We start from the raw sequence: 16,834 nt of genomic DNA on the forward strand, positions 1-16,834 counted from the left end.
TCCCTGGCGCGAGCAGTGCGGATACCGCTACTGCAGGCCTGGTGGAGTGTGGTGCGGTCATGCTGCGTCTCCGATCTCGTCGAACAGCCCCAGTTGCCACGGCATGGGTCGCGTGTGGTCGTTGAGGAGTCGGGCACGCCACTGGAGTGCGTAGGGCAGGCAGTTGGCGCAGTTCTTGCCACCGCGCGGATGGACCGTTCCGCAGACAGGCCGCCCGATACGGCGGGCGTCTTCGGACCACGCGAGCGAGTCAGCGGAGTAGGCCAGATCGCCGTACAAACGCAGACCCAAGGTCTTCGCCCCGAAGACGTGCACGCGGGTGATGCCCCGGCGGTGCAGGGCGCGGAGGATGTCGAGTACTTCCCTGGTGCCCTGCCTGCGGCATACCGACCCCAAGCACACGAGCGATTCCTGGGTGAGGTCGATCCCGGACCGCTCGTAGAGATCAGCGCACCGCAGGTACTCGTCCTTCTTGTACCCCTGCAACACCCGCCGCCACGGCAGGTCCGCATCGAGCATGGATAGCTCCACCGCGTTGTCCACCGTGAGCCGTTGGTGTTCTGGTACCGACAACTTGGTGCCGACGAAGTACAACCGCCCGGCCCAGCCACCGGAGATGACGATGGGCTCGCACATCCGGTCCTGCGGCGCGCACCACATCAACTGGCCGATCTCGTCGCGGTAGCGCCGCACCCGCGCCACGTACTCCCGCGGCGGCACCGTCCAGTCGCCGAACTTCTGCAACTGGGTGAACCCACCGCTGTCCAGAGCCCACGGCGCAGCTGCGCGAGGCAGCGTCTTGCGGTCACGCAGCCGGGTGTCCGATACGAACAGCGGAACGCCCGCCCGCTCCAACGCCACAGGCTGGTGGAAGCCCAGAAGGAACTCAGTTCTCATCGCGGTTCCTCCCGTGTGGACAGTGGGCGCGCTGGGAACTCACGGCAGGAACGATGGATGTCACGTCCCTGCCGTGAGCAGTGCGGATGCCGCTACCGGACGCGGCGGCCGTTGACCCAGACACCGCCGTTGACGTGTCCGGCTTGGACGATCGAGTGGCCGTCGTCGTCGGTGATGACGACCGGTCCGGTGCTGTTGTTTCCTTGTGGCGCAGCGGTTTCCGCCGTACGGGTGGGCTGGTGGCGGTTGTGCTGCTGCAGGGGTGGCGGTGTCACGTCCTTGGGCTGGCCTGCGTTGTTGCCGATGGTGAAGCCCCCACCAGGGCCGAAGGTGATCCCGCCGTCGATGACGTCGGCCTGGATGCCGCGCATCTCGCCGCTGACGTGGTGCTGGATGCGGCCGTTGTCGAACGTGGTGGCGAGCTGTTGCGGCCGCCCATGCGGTGCGTCGCCTGCGGTGTTCATGGTGCGGCCACCGCTGACGGTGTTGCCGTTGCCTCGAACCACCTGCGCGGTGCTGCCGGACCGGTTCGGGTGGCCGCTGACGGTGTTGCCGTTGCCGATGACGACCTGCGAGTGCTGCGGCCGGTCGTGCTGGATGCCGTGGCTGGCCTGCCCGGTGCTGATGGCCGAACCGGTCACGTCCCCCGTTGGGACTGGTCGGCCGTTGACGATGTCGCCGCTGGATACGACATTGCCGCTGCCGCGCACGATGGCCCTGCCGATGCCGTGCCCCTGGTGGTCGCTCATGGTGATGCCGCCGTTGACCTGGCCTGCCTGCACGACCGTGCCGGAGGTGGTGCCGCTGAACCGGGTGACCACGACGTCACCACTCGCGGTGGACTTCCTGGTGGGCGGGGTTTCGCGCGGCAGGGCGGCGAGCCGGTCCAGTGCGGCGGCGTAGGCGGCGCCGTCGCCGTTGTCCAGCGCTGTCTTGCTGGCTTCGATGGCGGCGGCTCGTTCCCGCTGCACATCGGTCACGTCGCTGTCCTGGCCACCGTCGGGTGTCACGTCCCCGGTGTGTGCAGGCGTCTTGTCGTCGTGGCTGTTCACGGAGTTCTCCCTGTGGTGCTTGAGTTCGGCGTTCGCGGTGTCGAGCCGTTGCTGTGCTTGCGCGATGGCGGCGTCATCGCCCGCGCCGCGGGCGTTGCGCAGGGCGCGGCGTGCTCGGCTGCGTTGCTGTCGGGCGTTCTGGGTGGCGCGGCTGCTGGTGGCGCTGCCGGTGCAGCGGCGTCCGCCTGCACGGCACATGTCACGTCCCTTTCGTGAGCTGGGGTTATCGGTTGCGGCGGGTTCGGGTGCGGTGACGGTGCAGCGCGTTGTAGATGGCTCGGCCGCGGCGCAGCTTCAGCCCGGTGGCTTTGCAGCGCTTGCAGAGCTGGACGCCGCGGAACAGGCCGCTGCTGACGTGGCGTCCGCTGCCCTTGCAGGACGGGCACGGCCGGAACGGGAAGGCCCAGCAGGACCAGGCGTATCCGGCTGCGAGCAGCGTGAGCAGCAGCGTGGCGACACCGGACGCAGGATGGTCACTGATCGTGACCGCTGTGAGTTCGAGGACGAGTGCGAACGTCAGGATTGTTCGGGGTGTCAAAGGACCCCTCCGGGTTGTTTTGGGCGCGCGAGTCCGGCGCCGCTAGGTGCTAGGGCGCTGATCAGCGGGTATGTGGGTGTCTAGAGGGGGGCCTAGGTCTAGAGGGTGCAGGCTCTAGACCTAGGGCCGGTGCGGTAGCTAGCCGCGCTTGCGCTTTCCGTCACGCTCGGTGAGAGCGTCGGCGATGTGGGTGCGTTCGACACCCATGCGGTTGGCGCCCTTCCCGGTCGCGGGGTCGGTGCCCCAGACCTGTTTGGTGCTGATGCTGAACGGCTTGAGCGCCGCGGCCAGCTGGGTGGCCTTGGCCGCGCCGTTGGACAGCTCGCCCCACGCCGCGTAGGCCGCGGGGCGCAGCTCCACCAGTGCGTCCACAAGGGACTCCGACCACGCCTTGTCCCTGCTGCCGAACACGTTGAGCAGGTCGCTCAGCAGCGTGTCCGCGGCCTCCACGTCGTCCACCGCGGCGTCCAGACCGGCCGCGTAGCCGGTGAGCCTGCCCGCGGTGACGCGGACAGCCCGGCACCGGGCCACGATCTTCTCGGCGCTGGGTGCGTCGATGTACACGCACTTGACCGTCTTGGTCTCGTCCGTGACGCCCTTGAGCAGCCCGATTCCCTTGTCCGTGAAGGAGAACGTGGTGGCGCGCTCACCGTTGCGGTAGGACGAGGTGCCCAACACCATGTCGTTGGGCACCTGCCCGGCCACCTTGAGGCAGAACCTCAGGATCGCGTTGTCGCTGATCGGCGTGGGGATGGACTTGGAGTCCGGCCGCTGCGTGGCCAGCACCAGCACGATCCCGGTCGCCGGACCACGCTTCACCAGGTCCGTGCAGATCTCCTCGAACTCCTTGCCGTAGTCAGGGTGCTCGAACCACACCTGGCACTCGTCCACCCCCACCACGACCGGATGTAGGCCCAGCGACTTCTTCGACGCCAGCTCCGTAGTCACCTTCGACTCCGGGCACAGGTCCTTCGGCAGTTCCCGGATCACCTTGGTACGGCGGCGCATCTCGTCGCGCAGCGCGCGCAGGTCCGCCAGCGCGTACTCGAGGTCCTCCGGATCGTCACCGGCCCGGTAGCGGTAGCTGACCGGCTCCAGCGGGGACAGGTCACCGGTTCCCTTGAGGTCGAAGGTGTGCAGCTCCGAGCGCGGGTCCATCGCGGCGATGAGCAGCAGCTCCCGCAGCGTGAACGTCTTGCCCATCCGCGGGACCGCGCCGATGATGCCGGCCACGTACATGAGCGTGAGCGACACCCACCCGCCGCGGACGTCCGTGCCGAACGGCTGCGGTTTGAACAGGTCGATCTTCTCGCCCTTGCGCAACGCCCACGCGGGCTGACGGGCCTTGCTCATGTCCTGGTCGCCTACCCACAGCACCAACCGTCCAGGGTGGACATCCGGGCGTCCCTCAGGCCACACGCACCCGAGCGGCCTGCCCAGACCGGACGCCAGCTTGTCCCGCTTGTCCAGCACCTCCGCCGCCGTGACGCCCGCGGGCAGGTCGACCTCGGCACGCCAGCCGGGGCCGTCGCGGGTGATCGGCGCGGTGAACCCGATCGCCCGCGCGTTCTTCGACATGGCCTGGTTGATCCCCGCGATACCCAGCACCATCAGGGCCTTCTCCACCACGTCGGAGGTGAGCTTCTGCAACTGCGCACCGACCACGGCACGAGACGTGACGGGCTGGTCAGCAGGGGTGCCGTACTTGCCCAGCGCCGCGGCCATGAGCGCGCCACCGGCCCACAGGATCCATGAGGGCACGAGGTCCGGCACGGACATCAGCACGATCACACCGACCGTGACCGCGACCAGCACGGCACCGGTCACGATCAGCCGCGTGCGGACACGGGCGTCACGCTGGTGCGACAGCTTGAGGTACATCTCGGCGTCCTGCCGCATCGCCGCACCGGAGCGCACCGGGCGGCCTTCCATGTCTAACACCCAACGGCCGGTGGCCGCGGCGAGCATCAACGCCCCCAGCGGTGACCGCACAGCGAGCTTGAGTGCGTAGAGCGGGACGCGGACGCCGTGGTAGGCGGTGGTGTGCGCGTAGTGCTTACCCACCCACACCGCGGTGGCGCGCGCTTCCTGCGCGGTCTTGAGGTAGTCCGGCACGATCGGCAGGCGCTCGGTCTCGCGCAGCCGCCGCACCCAGTGCACGGAGTCGCCACCGGGCTGGTCGACCAGCGTCACCGACCCGGTCACGTCCCCCGCACCGGTCTCGTCGACCAGTTCAGCGTCAATGACCGGCGGCGCCACCTCGATCTCGGCACGCGGGTCCGCGTCGAGCTGCTGCTCGGGTGCGGGCTGGGGCCGCAGGTGCACCACGTTGTCCGTCACGCTGGCGTCTCCTCCGGTCGACTCGGCGGGGGTGGGGTGGTTCTCGGTCGTGGTCATCACGCGGCCTCCTTCCTGATCAGGTCACGCACATCGCTGGCGGTCTCAGACGCGCCCTTGAACATCGCGCGGATCGCGCTGGCCGACGGCCGCGCGGGCAACTCCCCCGCGGCGACGGCGGACCGCACCTTGATCAGCAGCTGGGCCGTCTTCTCGGGCAGTTGTGCCTGTACGATCCCGGTTTCCGACTCGTCGGCAGGCACCTCGGACACGGTGTCCACGGTCGGCGGCGCGGCGATGCCGGCCGACTCGAGCACGGGCACGGTCACCGGCAGGATCACGCCGCCCACGATGACCAGCCCGCCGTTGCGGGCGGCCTCACGATCGGCCTTGTGCTGGTGGCGCACGATGACCCGCGCCAGCGACCGGTCACGCCGTGACGAGTCCGGGCCGACGCCGTAGCGGTCGGTCCACGCCGCCGTCCACGCCTGATCCGCCGTGATACCGGCGCCGCGTGCGGCGGCGATGCTCGCAGCCGCCCACGACAGCCGCGGGAACCGCACCCGACGCCACGCCGCCCGACGCAGCTCCGCACTCGTCCTGCCCTCCACCGCCGCCCGGTCCACCGTGGACCGGATGTGGTGCAGCAGCACACCCAGCAACGACATTGCGGCCAGCGCAACACCCGCCACCGGCCCGTAGTCCGTGGTGGCGTGACCGAGCTGGATCCCTGCGGCGATACCGGACAGCAGCCACATCCACGTCAGCAGCGACCCGATCGGCGCACCCCTACGGGCGCGGCGGTGCGCCTCGAACGCGCACACCCACGCCCCCGCCTCCACCGCCAGCGGGAACAACCATGACCAGCCTGCGGGCACGTGCAACGTGGTGACGGCGAACGCTTGCTGAGCCCGCCATGCCAGCGTGATCGGCGCGACGATGACCGCTGCCCACAGCGCCGACAACAGCCAGTCCGGCACCCGCGCCAGCGCACGCGACAGCTGCGCGGACCGCTCCGCACGAGCAGCACGACGATCCGCGCGGCGGCGGGCGGCGCGGCGCTCCGCCAACTCGTCCGCGGCCAGCTCGTGCTCACGCTGGACCTGGAACAGCCTCAGCGCGGTCTCGGCACGCTGCGCCTCCGCTGCGGCCTTGTGCTGCTCCGCCATCGCCGCGGCCATCGTCCGCTCCGCGCGGCCGGTGTAGAAGGTGGTGCTCATGCCACGGTCTCCTTACTGGCGTGGGCAAAGCGGTGCCCACCGGCAACCGCGGGACGATGCGTGCTCAGCACGCGGGACAGAACGAGCACGGTCGGCAGAGCCATGACCGCGAACACGGTGATCTGCACTGCGGCGCTGTCCTCGGCCGCCTGCACGATCAGCCACTGGGCGACACCGACACCGGCCGCGGTCAGCAGCAGCTTCCACAGCAACACCACAGCGGCGAGCGCCAGCACGAGCCCGACCAGCAGCACGGGCCACGGAATCGCGGTCATCGTCCGGCCTCCCCGTCCTGGCAGACCCGACGCGCGGCAGCCGTCGCCCGCGAGTCCCACGGCGGCTTGACGTCGAACGGTTCTCCGTTGGCATCGCACTTCGCGGAGAAGTACGGAACGGGCTCCCCGTCGACGGTGACGCCCTCACCCCACACCTCGTCGACCGCGGGCGGCACAGGAGCAGCAGTCACCGGGTCGTCGCCGGTCCGGGCGGTCTGCGGGACGCAGCCAGCGAGCAGCACGGCCGCGGCGAGACCGAGCAACGCGGCACGGATGGCGAAGTGGTTCATCGTCCGGTCTCCTTGTCTCGCAACGACTGCGCGGACTGGGCAGCGACGCGGGCGAACTCGCGCGCCTGGTCGAACTCGGGATGGTCAGGGTCGGTGGTGATCGGTTGCAACAACTCGGACTTGAGGTCGAACCACTCGGCCAGCTCGGAGATCGGAGCCTCGACATCGGGCATGTGTCTCGTCCAGGCGGAGAGGACTTCGGCGAGCGACGGCGGCGGCTGGTCTGCAGTGCCGTCGGCAGGTGGTGTGGTGGACACTGGTGTGGCCCTTTCGGTCTGGTGATCGATCGGGTGTTGGGCCCGAACCGGCGGGGGTCTTCTTGGTCGGAGTCAGTCGCCGGTTCGGGGCACAGCTAGCCGCGCCACTGCGGCACGGGACGCGGTTCCTGGGGGCACTTCTCGCGGTAGGTGCCGCAGTGCACGCGGGTCATCTGGCCGGTGCCATACCGGTCGATGAGCACGGTCATCAGGCCGCAGTTGAGGCGGCAGTTCGTCGCGGTGTGGTCCAGGACTCGGGCGAAGGTGGCGGTCATCAGGTCACGACCTGCTCGGTGCTGGCGTCCAGCGCAGCGAACATCGCTTCGGCGTCGTCGAACACCTCGAATGCCGTGGCGATCACCGCGGGCGTGGCCTCGATCGGGCCGCGGCCGAAGTCGGTGTCCAGCAACGTGGCCAGCTCGTAGGCGTCGCGGTGGGTGAGGTGGTGCCACACCCGCACCGCGCGCCCGTTGACCCGCGTGGCCGCGCTGACGTCGACGTGGATGTCGTGCTCGGTGAGCGTGACGCACGTGCCCAGCACGTCCGCCCACAGCGCCACCGCGCGGACCTTCTCCCGCCAGCCGGTGCTGGACAACTGGAGCTCCAGTTCCGGGCCGTGGCCGTAGCTGTAAATGGACACTCGGCACGGTTGCGGCGCGTTCGCCTTCACTCCCTCGCGCAGCACGAGCCCGGCGATGTCGTTGAGTTCCAGCAGGTGTTCCATCACGCAGCCTCCATCACGTCGTTGTTCTCGTTGGCTTCAAAGCAGGGCCAGCACTGGCGAGTGCTGGTCGGCAGCACATAGAGCGGGTCTTTGCCGCAGGTGCGGCAGATACGGCGGGCCAGGTTCGCTTTGGCCAGTGCGGTCCACTTCGCGGGTGTCATCGGCCGGATCGGTGCGGCGTTCTCGATCAGGTACAGCGACGCGAACCACGTCTTCTTGGACCGGTTGTGCCGCCCGTAGAGCACCGCGACCGGGTCGAACCCGTTGGGGCGCAAGTCCATCGCGCGGAGTTGACGCCGTGTGGCGAGCAGGCTGCGCGGTGCGCAGTGGTAGGCCAGCAGCGGCAGCCCCTCGTACAGGCCGTTCGTGTACTGCTGCGCGTCTGACCACGGCACGGTGGCGAGCTGCAACGGCGGGAACGTCCGGCCGGCCATCTCACGACACCGCCTCACACAGCAGGCTGCGCACCTCGCCCAGCGCATGCCCAGCAAGCTGCCGCGCCCGGTCAGCCTCCTGGCGGCCGACGTCGACGGCGTCCGCCACACCGATCAGCAAGTCGTGATGCTCACGCCACCAGCCACACCGGACGGACGCAGGAGAGGACGGCGGCGGCTGGGACAACTGGTGTGCCATCGCGACCGACAGCGCGGAGAAGTAGGTGCTCATCACGCCACCGCCGTCACGACGAGAGCGACGACCAGCACGAGCAGACCGCAGATCAGCAGGTCCACCGCACGGCGCACACGGCCGTACTTCAGCTGAACGATCACCGAGCTGCGGCACACCACCACGGCCTGAGCGACAATCGACGTCTCTTCCGCCAACGCAGTCAGCAGGTCCGAAGGACGATCCGCGAACTCCGCGAAGAGCGCGAACCCGAACCGGCCGTGCTTGCTGATCCGCGGACGCACCGCAGACAGCAGCAACAGCACGCTCGCCGTCATCGGCAGCGCCGACAGCCACAGCAACACCTCGACAACGGCCGGCATGCTGCGCGTGGTCAACGCGACCACACCAGCTAGGAACCCGCCGAACAGCGGCAGCAGCGACGCGGCCTTAGCGTCCGCGCGGCGCAGCTGGTCAGCCACGTCCGTCTGTGCCTGGTCGATCCTGGTCATGACGTGCTCGCCGGGCGGGGTCATCACGCAGCCTCCGCCCGCACGACACGACCAGCAGCACGCGGCAGGGACGCAACCGATGCCGGTCGAAGCTGCTGCGCCTCCTGTGCGACGGCCTGAGCCAGCGTCACGCCGTACTGGGTTTTGACCCCCGCGAGGGCACGAGCCAAGATCCGACGATTGCGCCGCTCACGAGCCGAACCGTCCAACAGACCCGACGTCGGCGCAGCAGCCGAAGCAATCTCCTCGGACAACTGCTGCTCAATCGCAGAAAGGACCAGGTGGTCAAGGCCGTCCGGGTAAGTCTTGGTGCTGTTCATCGGAGGTGGTTCCCTTCGTTGGTGGCGCTTGACAGCGCTAACAGTAGCGCTAGCAACACGAGCGCTGTCCACGCCCAAACGGGTGATGGTTCTGGTGGACCTGCAACGACGCGACGTCAGTCGCTAGAGTTATCGCTGGTGAGAGCGCTAATAGGAGGTCGTTGGTGCAGAAGGACTGGGAAGCGGTCGCGGCGGCGATCAACGCTCGGATGAGCGACCTAGGCTTGATGCAACTACAGCTGGCAGAGCGTTCGGGGGTGAGCGTCGCGGCCCTGAGGTTGCTTCAGAAAGCTAAGTCCCCCAACGCAAAGGCACGCACCCTATCGAGCGTTTCAGAAGCACTGGACTGGCCACGTGACCACCTTGCGGCCGTTCGTGATGGCCAGGTCCAGGTCACTGCTGGTTCAACTCGGCAAGGGGAGACCCTTCCGAGTCTTGCCGAGCTCGTTCGGACAGTCAGTGATCTTCAGAGCCGCGTCGAAGCACTCGAACAAGCTGACCGTGGTTAGCTGCGGATTCGATCCGGTGCGGGTCGTTCGTTTCATGTCTTACAGTCAACTGCTAGTTGGCGACACGAACCATGCATCGGCAGTGCAGCCGCAGTGCAGCGACTGTGCATTGGGAGTGCACTCCGGGGGGAGCGGGTGACGTGAGATGGACCTGGTCGAGTCTTGGACCGGCGATACGGCGTGCGCACTACAACAAGCTCTGCGCATGACGAATGAAGCTTTCGCGCAGCATCTCGGAGTGGCCGTGCGGACCATCGCCACATGGCATCAACGTGCGGACATCACTCCAGTGCGCGAGATGCAAGAACTGCTCGACACCGCTCTTGAACGGGCACCGGAGAGCGCGCGTGAAAGGTTCATGCGGAAGGCAAATGGATCGACTGTAGCGGTCGCCACGAGCACTTTCGAGCGAACTGATGATGTAAGTAGGGCTGCACGTGAATCGCTTGAATTCGCCTCTTGGGCTCTCAGCGAGCAGGTAGACCCGCTGATTCTTGATCACGTTCAGTATGAACTGCGACGTGTTGCGGTGGACTATGTACATGCGCCACTAAAGCCCGTCTTTGACGACCTGATCCGATTGCGAGACGTCACATTTGGTCTCGTTCGCGAACGCCCTCATCCAAAGCAATCCCGTGAGCTATTCTTTCTGACCGGCACCAACCTGCTGTTGCTTGCGCACGCCAGTCAGAACCTTGGCGAACCAGGATCCGGAATGGCGCAAGCGCGGGCCGCCGCTGCATGTGCAGAACAAGCCGATCATGATGGACTGCGTGCGTGGGTTGCGGGAACTCAAGCGCTGATCGCCGAATGGACGAGACGTTGTAGTGAGGCTGTCGATTTCGCGAGACGTGGTCAGGAATTCGCAGTAACCGCCGAATCGCGTGGACGGCTAGCTAGTCTAGAGGCGCGATGCTTGGCGCGAACAGGCAAGAAGGAAGAGGCTCTAGTCGCGCTGGCACGTGCCCAACGGGCATGGGATACCGGGCCCGAATCCGATGACCTTGGCGAGTTTGGCGGACTGCTTACATTCCCGGCGGCCAAAGCGAATTACTACGCGGGTGGTGTGCTATCCCTGGTTGGCGAGCACGAGCAGGCGGAGCGTGCCGCATTGAAGGCGATCAGCATGTATGAGAACGGGTTGGTAGAAGACCGTAGCTACGGTGATGAAGCGCTCGCTCGAGTTGATGTAGCAATCGCACGTCTTGCACGAGGCGAAGTTGATGGCGCAGGCGACGCTCTACGTCCGGTATTTGCACTTCCATCTGAGCAGCGCATTCAACAACTAAGAGATGGCCTGAATCGCGTAACACGAACGCTCGCTCTTCCGAATTACACTGGTTCCGCTGAAGCTAAGCAACTGACCGAAGCTGTTCACGAGTTTGTTGTTCCGCGTCCAGACCGGAGGGCCATAGGGTGATGGCGATGACTAGCGCACCAGCAGTTGATCCCGCCCTCATCGCCGCTTGCGAACTAGTTGACCTCGATCCGTCGGATGTACGTCCGCTGCGCGAGCACGGCAGTGCCGTTTACCTTCTGCCGCGTCACGAGGTTTTCGCCAAGGTGAATCACCGAAGCGACGACCGCAGTCGTGCGCGTACGGCTGTTACAGTAGCTCGATGGCTGGTCGAAGAATGCTCATTTCCGGCCACTGCGCCCACTGCTGTCAACCAACCAGTAGATCTGGACAACCTCGGCGCCACTGTGACGTTTTGGCGCCACTACCCTCAGGACGGCAAACCTCAGCCGCCATCTGCACCACTTGGGTCTCTACTGTCCAAACTGCACCACCTTGGTGATCCACCTGTGCAGTTGGAGCCTTACCCGCCGCTCCACAGTCTTGGTGAAACAGTAAAAGAGTCCACCTGGCTGTCCTCCTCAGATCAGGCTTGGTTGCTCGACCGGAGAGAAGACCTGATTAGACAGTACGCCGAATTGGATAGCCCTCTCGGCAATGGGATGATTCACGGCGATGCTTACCCAGGTAACACGCTCTGGGGGCCAGCTGAACAAGTACTGATGGCCGATTGGGACGAAGTCGCGTATGGTCCGCGCGAACTGGATCTGGCGAACACCTTTCAGGGAGGAGTTCGATTTGGTCGAGGCTCGCGTGAGTTGCAGGACTTTGTCGATGCTTACGGACATGACCCGCGACAGTGGGATGGTTTCGCAGTTCTCGTGTCAATGCGTGACTTGCACACGCTAGCTAGCTATATCCGCCTTGCAGATCGTGGAGATGAAAACGTTCGCCGGGAACTAAGTCATCGAATTGGCACGCTGCAATCAGGGGACAAAACCGCGCGTTGGAACGCGAGACAGTGAGACTGCCGCCGAAAGGAGCAGGACGGCCCACCACTCAAAGGCTGTCCCACCTGTCCCACTCGTCCGGCCAGCGTGGTTGAGCGGCGGTTTCAGGTGAGACAGGTGGGCATGGCGGCAGTCCCACCTGTCCCGATGTGCGGCAGAGCATGGCTTGCACTACCCCATTGGCCTTCACATCGACCGCGGTCCAGCCCGACCGCCCGGCAGCACGGCGCTCGTTGGAAGGCCGTGCTGAAGCACCGAAAGCAGCTTTGCGTGAAGGCTCATCAATACGGCTGCCGTACCGTTCTGCTGCTTGATGCGCTTTCGGAACGCGGCCGACAGCGGTACGCCCAGATACGCGCTCGCGCGCTGCCCGTACACGACTTGATCGTCACGCCCGTACCATGCAGCGGCCGATACGTCGCCGTCATGCGTCAAGACGTAGCCCTCGACGTACACCGTCCCGCGCTCTTGCGTCGACCAGGCAGCTGCTTCGCTGAACGGGGCACGCTCGACGAGCCTCGACGTTCGGCCGGCATACCACCAACGGCCGACGTCCAGAACGAGGCCTTCCATACTCGCGTGCGACCACGCTGAGTCGTCAACGAGCGACGTTGGCCGGACGGTGGATCGCAGACCTCGAAAGTGTGTGAGCCGGCTGGCAGGCCCACGGCGAGGTGGGAGATCAACCAGTGGCACAGCACCGCACAGCGCAGCGCAGAACCAGCCGAATGGAGTAGCACCAGGTCGTACTTGCTATCACGTTAGAGCCCGTACAATCCCCGTCCTTGGCATTCGGTACGAAGGAGGCTCGACGTGACATACGACTATGAGGCGCTTCTCGATGAAGCGTTTCAGATGGTGTGTCAAGCCCTCCTGGTTGCTGAACACAAGGACGTGCAATGCCTGCCAGTAGGCATGCCCGACGGCGGGCGAGATGCGCTTCGTTACGTTGACGATGGACATGGGATCATCGTCTACCAGGTAAAATTTGCACGTAAGCCTAATATGATCAAGGACCCACTCAAGTGGCTGATTAATGCTATTGACGACGAGCTGCCCAAGATCGCTAATCTCGCTTCCCGAGGGGCACGCAAGTATGTCCTGATTACCAACATGTCAACATCGTCTCACCTCGACATAGGGAAGCTAGACAAACTAAACAAGCACTTCAAAAAGAGTCTTCCTATTCCTGCCCTTTGTTGGTGGAGGGATGATCTCGATAGGCGTCTAGACAACAACTTTGACCTTAAGCTTCGCTACCCAGCGCTCCTAACGGGAGCGGACATCCCGCGGTTGATAATGGAGGCTGGACCGTCGCTTACAGAGGAACGGCGACGAGCCACGGCCTTGATCGCCTATCTCTCACATCAACATGAGCAAGACTCGACACTTCGATTCAAGCAGGCGGAAGTCGAGAGTCAACTTCTTGACCTGTTCGTCGACGTCCCTATGACATCGTTTCATGGCCCGGCGTTAGGTGCTGATGACCTACAGGGTCGAGCCTTTCGAAGGTTTATATTCACTAAAGCGCAGATAACTCGTTACCGTAGTAAATCGAGACTGCGTCCGGCAGCAATGCTAACTGAGAACGAAGTCCATGGGTTCCAGCCAGGCGGTCGTCAACAACCGCCTGCCCATGCGGCCGCAGATGTTCTTCTGGACCCATTCTTTCATCAAGGTGTAAATCGTGTGGTTCTGGAAGGTGCGCCTGGACAGGGTAAGTCGACACTAGCCCAATACGTTGCTCAGGTTCAGAGAGTCCGCATTCTGAAAGAGCACGCGGGCATAGCGAAGCTTCCAGACCGCCATCGAGACAGTCCGGTAATGCTTCCTATTAAGATCGAATTGCGTGACATCGCGATGTGGTTGCGTGGTATCGACCCCTGGGCGTCATCACCAGGCGAGGAGCATGGGCGTGCCAAAACACTGGAATCTGCAATAGCGGGTCACATAGCCCGTTATTCGGGCGGCTTTGACTTCGCTGTGTCGGATGTACATGAGGTTGTCGGAAATCGTCCCGTACTTTTGATACTAGATGCGCTAGATGAAGTAGCCGATCTAGATGACCGATTGCTAGTTGTCGACGAGATAACAGCGGCTCTCGTTCGCATGGACTCCACAGGGCAACGGCTGAGTGTCATCGTCACCAGCCGCCCAACTGCGATAGCAAACTCACCCACGCTGTCAGGTAAGAAGTTTGCCTACTTTTCATTGGCCTCAATAGATCAAAGCTTGGCACTTGAGTACACGTCTAAATGGGCCAAGGTTCGAGGCTTGTCAGCCAACGACATAATGCAACTGCAACGGACCCTACGTCTAAAGCTGCAGTCTTCCCATACGGCCGAACTTGGGAAGAATACAATGCAACTTTCTATCCTGCTGAATCTTATTCATGTCCGTGGCGAGAGTCTGCCAGACAAACGAACTGCACTGTACGACACCTATGTCGATGTCTTCCTTAACCGCGAATCGGAAAAGAGTCCCGTAGTCCGCGACAATCGGGAATTGCTCGTTAGCATACACCAGTTCCTGGGTTACTACCTTCACGCCCTAGCTGAGAAGGATAAGTCTAGCGGTCGAATAGAAACAAGTGAGCTACGCGCACTGCTAGTCGAATATCTCGAGAACGAGGGGCACCCGACAGAACTCGTCGACTACCTGTGGAGTGGCGTTGTTGAACGTGTCGTTGCTCTCGTATCTCGCGTCGAAGGCACGTACGAATTTGAGGTTCAGCCACTTCGTGAGTACTTCGCTGCACGGTACCTTTACGACACGGCATCGTATTCACCGTCCGGTCACGAGCGCGCCGGGACTAAGCCGGAACGCTTCGCAGGAATTGCGGGAAACACGTACTGGCTGAACGTTACGCGTTTCTATGCTGGGTGCTTTAGTGTAGGAGAGTTGCGGGACCTAGCGGATCGTGTGTGCGATCTGTTTGATCCCGAATTGTCCGGATATCATATGTTGTTCCCTCGTAGTTTGGCCTTCTTTCTCCTTGAAGATTGGGTCTTCAACCAGTCACCCAAGGCAGTAAATCAGGTTGTGGAGAAGGTATTTGATGATGTAGGAATCCGATGGTTGTTCGCTTCAGATCCGAGCTTGGATGGTCAACGAAACACACAACTCTCCCCAAAGTCGGGTGGATCAAGACTTGTTGCACTATTCCTGGAACGCATAGGGCATACACGAAGCGGTGATCAACATATCGCATTGTGCAACGGAATTGCGATACACGATCCTGCGGGGGCGATGACGCGGAACTGGCTTGCGGATAATACGTCTTGGTTTGAGGATTACCCGCTGGAGTGGGCGCATCTAGCCGGGGTGACGGGTCTTATCAGTCGTATGACGCCTCAAGAGTCGGATAGGTTCCTGAATGCGGATGCAAGTCGAGAGGCTCGACTATCAACGCTTCTAATCTATGGCAATGAGCATGTATACGCTTCACGTGAAATTCTGAATGAAGTTTGCCGAATTGCCCTAAACAATCGCAGTACTGCGATTAGCCTGCGTCGAACACCGTCACCGCTGGCCTTATGGGCGAACGTGGTGATCTATACGCCATGGAGCGCGTTCGCTACGGGTGATATTCCACCTGAGAACTTTTTCCGTGCGTTCAACAGCGACGAAAATCCAAGGATTGCTTCACTGCGTAAGGTAAGTGCAGAACTTGAAGCCGTTCTGCTCTCAATAAATGCCAGCAAATCCAAGGGCGATCTGTCACCATTTGGCTTTGCCCGAACATTTACTCAAACCTTGTTGGAGCAGTTTGGTTTTTGCTGGAGCGCCTTAGAGATCGCGAACATTGGAGCGTCCATACCGGATCAAAACGAACGGGGCGCGGGTGCGGGGGCGCTATTCGACTCTAGTTTCCCGTTGATTGACAGGCTACGCAACGCGCGGCGGCGCGGAAATCAGAAGCAGTGGTGGCTCGAACAGTATAGTCGAATTGAATCGCCCTCCGACGCTGCTACTTGGGCGATAGCCTTCTTCTCATGGGCTAGAGGAGATGTTCACCTGTCCCTCATCGGGCATTTCGACGACGTGATTCAACGTATGGACTCTACGCATCGCGACAGTCTCATCGGTGCAGCAGCTGTGACGGAGCAATATTCGGGCCGGGTGCCAGATCTTCACGATGCGGGTGGCAGTCTTGCAGAACTGAACTCGGTTCATTCGTCTACCCGCGCTATGTACCTTGAAAAGATGCCGCTTTCTGCAGCTGTTGACTTCCTAAAGAGGGACGTTGCTACTCTTGCACTCACTCCAGCTCTGGCGGTGCGATACACGCGATTGATTGCGCGGGCTGGTGCATCAGAGGATATCGACTGGACTGAGTGTCTAGAGATCGTCCGCTTGATTAATAATACGAAGGAACTTGCGTATGACCAGCCGCTTAGTCGGACATCCTATCGCGAGTTTGGCACTGTCTCGGTCGATCTCTGTAAGGAGATTCTGGATAACGCTTGGGAATTGCCTGATATGTTCGTATCGCTTGCCTTTATGTGGAGCGGCGGCCCCAAGCGAGTCCGTGCTGTGCAGGACATAGCGCAGGAGCGTGGCTGGTTTGAGCACAACTATCTACCTCGTAGGTCATCTCGGTAGGCCCGCGGGTATGACAGCCACTAGCCGCGGTGACCAGCCACCTCGAAGGAGTGTGCGACCGCTGAGGAGCGCCACCGGTCGATGACCCGTGAAGCGCAGACCTCAAGAACGGGCGAGGGGCAACCTCCGTGGGTTCAGATCCCACCGTTGCCGTCGTTTGCACTAACTCGCAGGTGAGCGACCGCAGACGTGTTGTAGCGCGTCGGACGGAGGCGTTCACCTGTCCCACCTGTCCCATTGGTCCTGACAGCAGGGTTGAGCTGCACTTTCAGGTGGGACAGGACTCTGATCGAGCTGTCCCACCTGTCCCAGAGGTGTTCGTGTACGGGCTGGAACGGGGAGGGGTGGCGGTTCATACTCGAACGCATGTTCGATGTACGCGGTC

Annotated in this window: 19 protein-coding genes; 4 read left to right on the plus strand and 15 right to left on the minus strand. The window is 63.2% G+C overall.

Going from position 1 to position 16,834, the window contains the following annotated elements; genetic code table 11:
* Window positions 1-57 precede the first annotated feature (57 nt).
* The 14 genes from FKR81_RS14735 to FKR81_RS14800 form a co-directional block, all read right to left on the minus strand.
* Window positions 58-897, minus strand: coding sequence for a deazapurine DNA modification protein DpdA family protein (locus tag FKR81_RS14735; protein ID WP_186762979.1), 840 nt, complete (start codon window positions 895-897; stop codon window positions 58-60).
* Window positions 898-989: 92 nt separating this feature from the next.
* Window positions 990-2,147 carry a hypothetical protein gene (locus FKR81_RS14740; RefSeq protein ID WP_146352216.1) on the minus strand — a complete coding sequence of 386 codons (1,158 nt, stop codon included), beginning with the start codon at window positions 2,145-2,147 and terminating at the stop codon, window positions 990-992.
* A gap of 25 nt (window positions 2,148-2,172) precedes the next feature.
* A complete protein-coding gene (locus FKR81_RS14745) occupies window positions 2,173-2,487 on the minus strand; it encodes a hypothetical protein (protein ID WP_146352218.1) in 315 nt (104 codons plus the stop codon).
* 138 nt (window positions 2,488-2,625) lie between these two features.
* Window positions 2,626-4,884, minus strand: a complete 2,259-nt coding sequence (locus FKR81_RS14750; protein ID WP_146352220.1) for a P-loop NTPase family protein — start codon at window positions 4,882-4,884, stop codon at window positions 2,626-2,628.
* On the minus strand, window positions 4,884-6,044 hold the full coding sequence (locus tag FKR81_RS14755; RefSeq protein WP_146352222.1) for a DUF2637 domain-containing protein: 1,161 nt from the start codon (window positions 6,042-6,044) through the stop codon (window positions 4,884-4,886). Before FKR81_RS14755 ends, FKR81_RS14750 begins: the two co-directional genes overlap by 1 nt.
* Window positions 6,041-6,319, minus strand: a complete 279-nt coding sequence (locus tag FKR81_RS14760) for a hypothetical protein (RefSeq protein ID WP_146352224.1) — start codon at window positions 6,317-6,319, stop codon at window positions 6,041-6,043. The genes FKR81_RS14755 and FKR81_RS14760 overlap by 4 nt, the downstream gene beginning before the upstream one ends.
* Window positions 6,316-6,609, minus strand: a complete 294-nt coding sequence (locus FKR81_RS14765) for a hypothetical protein (RefSeq protein WP_146352226.1) — start codon at window positions 6,607-6,609, stop codon at window positions 6,316-6,318. The genes FKR81_RS14760 and FKR81_RS14765 overlap by 4 nt, the downstream gene beginning before the upstream one ends.
* Window positions 6,606-6,866: a hypothetical protein gene (locus FKR81_RS14770; RefSeq protein WP_146352228.1), complete on the minus strand. Its 261-nt coding sequence runs from the start codon at window positions 6,864-6,866 to the stop codon at window positions 6,606-6,608. The genes FKR81_RS14765 and FKR81_RS14770 overlap by 4 nt, the downstream gene beginning before the upstream one ends.
* 95 nt (window positions 6,867-6,961) lie before the next feature.
* Window positions 6,962-7,141, minus strand: coding sequence for a hypothetical protein (locus tag FKR81_RS14775; RefSeq protein ID WP_146352230.1), 180 nt, complete (start codon window positions 7,139-7,141; stop codon window positions 6,962-6,964).
* Window positions 7,141-7,593, minus strand: coding sequence for a hypothetical protein (locus FKR81_RS14780; RefSeq protein ID WP_146352232.1), 453 nt, complete (start codon window positions 7,591-7,593; stop codon window positions 7,141-7,143). Before FKR81_RS14780 ends, FKR81_RS14775 begins: the two co-directional genes overlap by 1 nt.
* Window positions 7,590-8,024: an RRQRL motif-containing zinc-binding protein gene (locus FKR81_RS14785; RefSeq protein WP_222598271.1), complete on the minus strand. Its 435-nt coding sequence runs from the start codon at window positions 8,022-8,024 to the stop codon at window positions 7,590-7,592. The genes FKR81_RS14780 and FKR81_RS14785 overlap by 4 nt, the downstream gene beginning before the upstream one ends.
* Before the next feature lies 1 nt (window position 8,025).
* A complete protein-coding gene (locus FKR81_RS14790; protein ID WP_146352234.1) occupies window positions 8,026-8,256 on the minus strand; it encodes a hypothetical protein in 231 nt (76 codons plus the stop codon).
* The gene (locus FKR81_RS14795) at window positions 8,256-8,732 is read right to left on the minus strand and encodes a Pycsar system effector family protein (protein ID WP_235921568.1); all 477 of its coding nucleotides are present in this window, start codon (window positions 8,730-8,732) and stop codon (window positions 8,256-8,258) included. The genes FKR81_RS14790 and FKR81_RS14795 overlap by 1 nt, the downstream gene beginning before the upstream one ends.
* Window positions 8,732-9,028 (minus strand): hypothetical protein, encoded by a 297-nt coding sequence (locus tag FKR81_RS14800; RefSeq protein WP_146352238.1) that lies wholly within the window; start codon window positions 9,026-9,028, stop codon window positions 8,732-8,734. Before FKR81_RS14800 ends, FKR81_RS14795 begins: the two co-directional genes overlap by 1 nt.
* A 164-nt stretch (window positions 9,029-9,192) precedes the next feature.
* Here FKR81_RS14800 and FKR81_RS44330 point away from each other — a divergent pair, with 164 nt between their 5' ends.
* The 3 genes from FKR81_RS44330 (at window position 9,193) to FKR81_RS14810 (ending at window position 11,859) form a co-directional block, all read left to right on the plus strand.
* Complete coding sequence (locus FKR81_RS44330) at window positions 9,193-9,537, plus strand: helix-turn-helix domain-containing protein (protein WP_222598272.1); 345 nt, start codon at window positions 9,193-9,195, stop codon at window positions 9,535-9,537.
* 205 nt (window positions 9,538-9,742) lie between these two features.
* On the plus strand, window positions 9,743-10,957 hold the full coding sequence (locus tag FKR81_RS14805; protein ID WP_146352240.1) for an XRE family transcriptional regulator: 1,215 nt from the start codon (window positions 9,743-9,745) through the stop codon (window positions 10,955-10,957).
* A 5-nt stretch (window positions 10,958-10,962) separates the two neighbouring features.
* Window positions 10,963-11,859, plus strand: a complete 897-nt coding sequence (locus FKR81_RS14810; protein WP_146352242.1) for a phosphotransferase — start codon at window positions 10,963-10,965, stop codon at window positions 11,857-11,859.
* 171 nt (window positions 11,860-12,030) lie between these two features.
* Here FKR81_RS14810 and FKR81_RS14815 read toward each other — a convergent pair whose 3' ends face one another.
* The gene (locus FKR81_RS14815; RefSeq protein WP_146352244.1) at window positions 12,031-12,417 is read right to left on the minus strand and encodes a hypothetical protein; all 387 of its coding nucleotides are present in this window, start codon (window positions 12,415-12,417) and stop codon (window positions 12,031-12,033) included.
* Window positions 12,418-12,657: 240 nt separating this feature from the next.
* Between FKR81_RS14815 and FKR81_RS14820 the strand changes: the two genes are divergently transcribed.
* Entirely contained in the window at window positions 12,658-16,449 is a 3,792-nt protein-coding gene (locus FKR81_RS14820; RefSeq protein ID WP_146352246.1) for an NACHT domain-containing protein, read from the plus strand.
* Window positions 16,450-16,834: the final 385 nt, after the last annotated feature.

It is taken from the genome of Lentzea tibetensis, from assembly GCF_007845675.1.
Lineage (GTDB): Bacteria > Actinomycetota > Actinomycetes > Mycobacteriales > Pseudonocardiaceae > Lentzea > Lentzea tibetensis.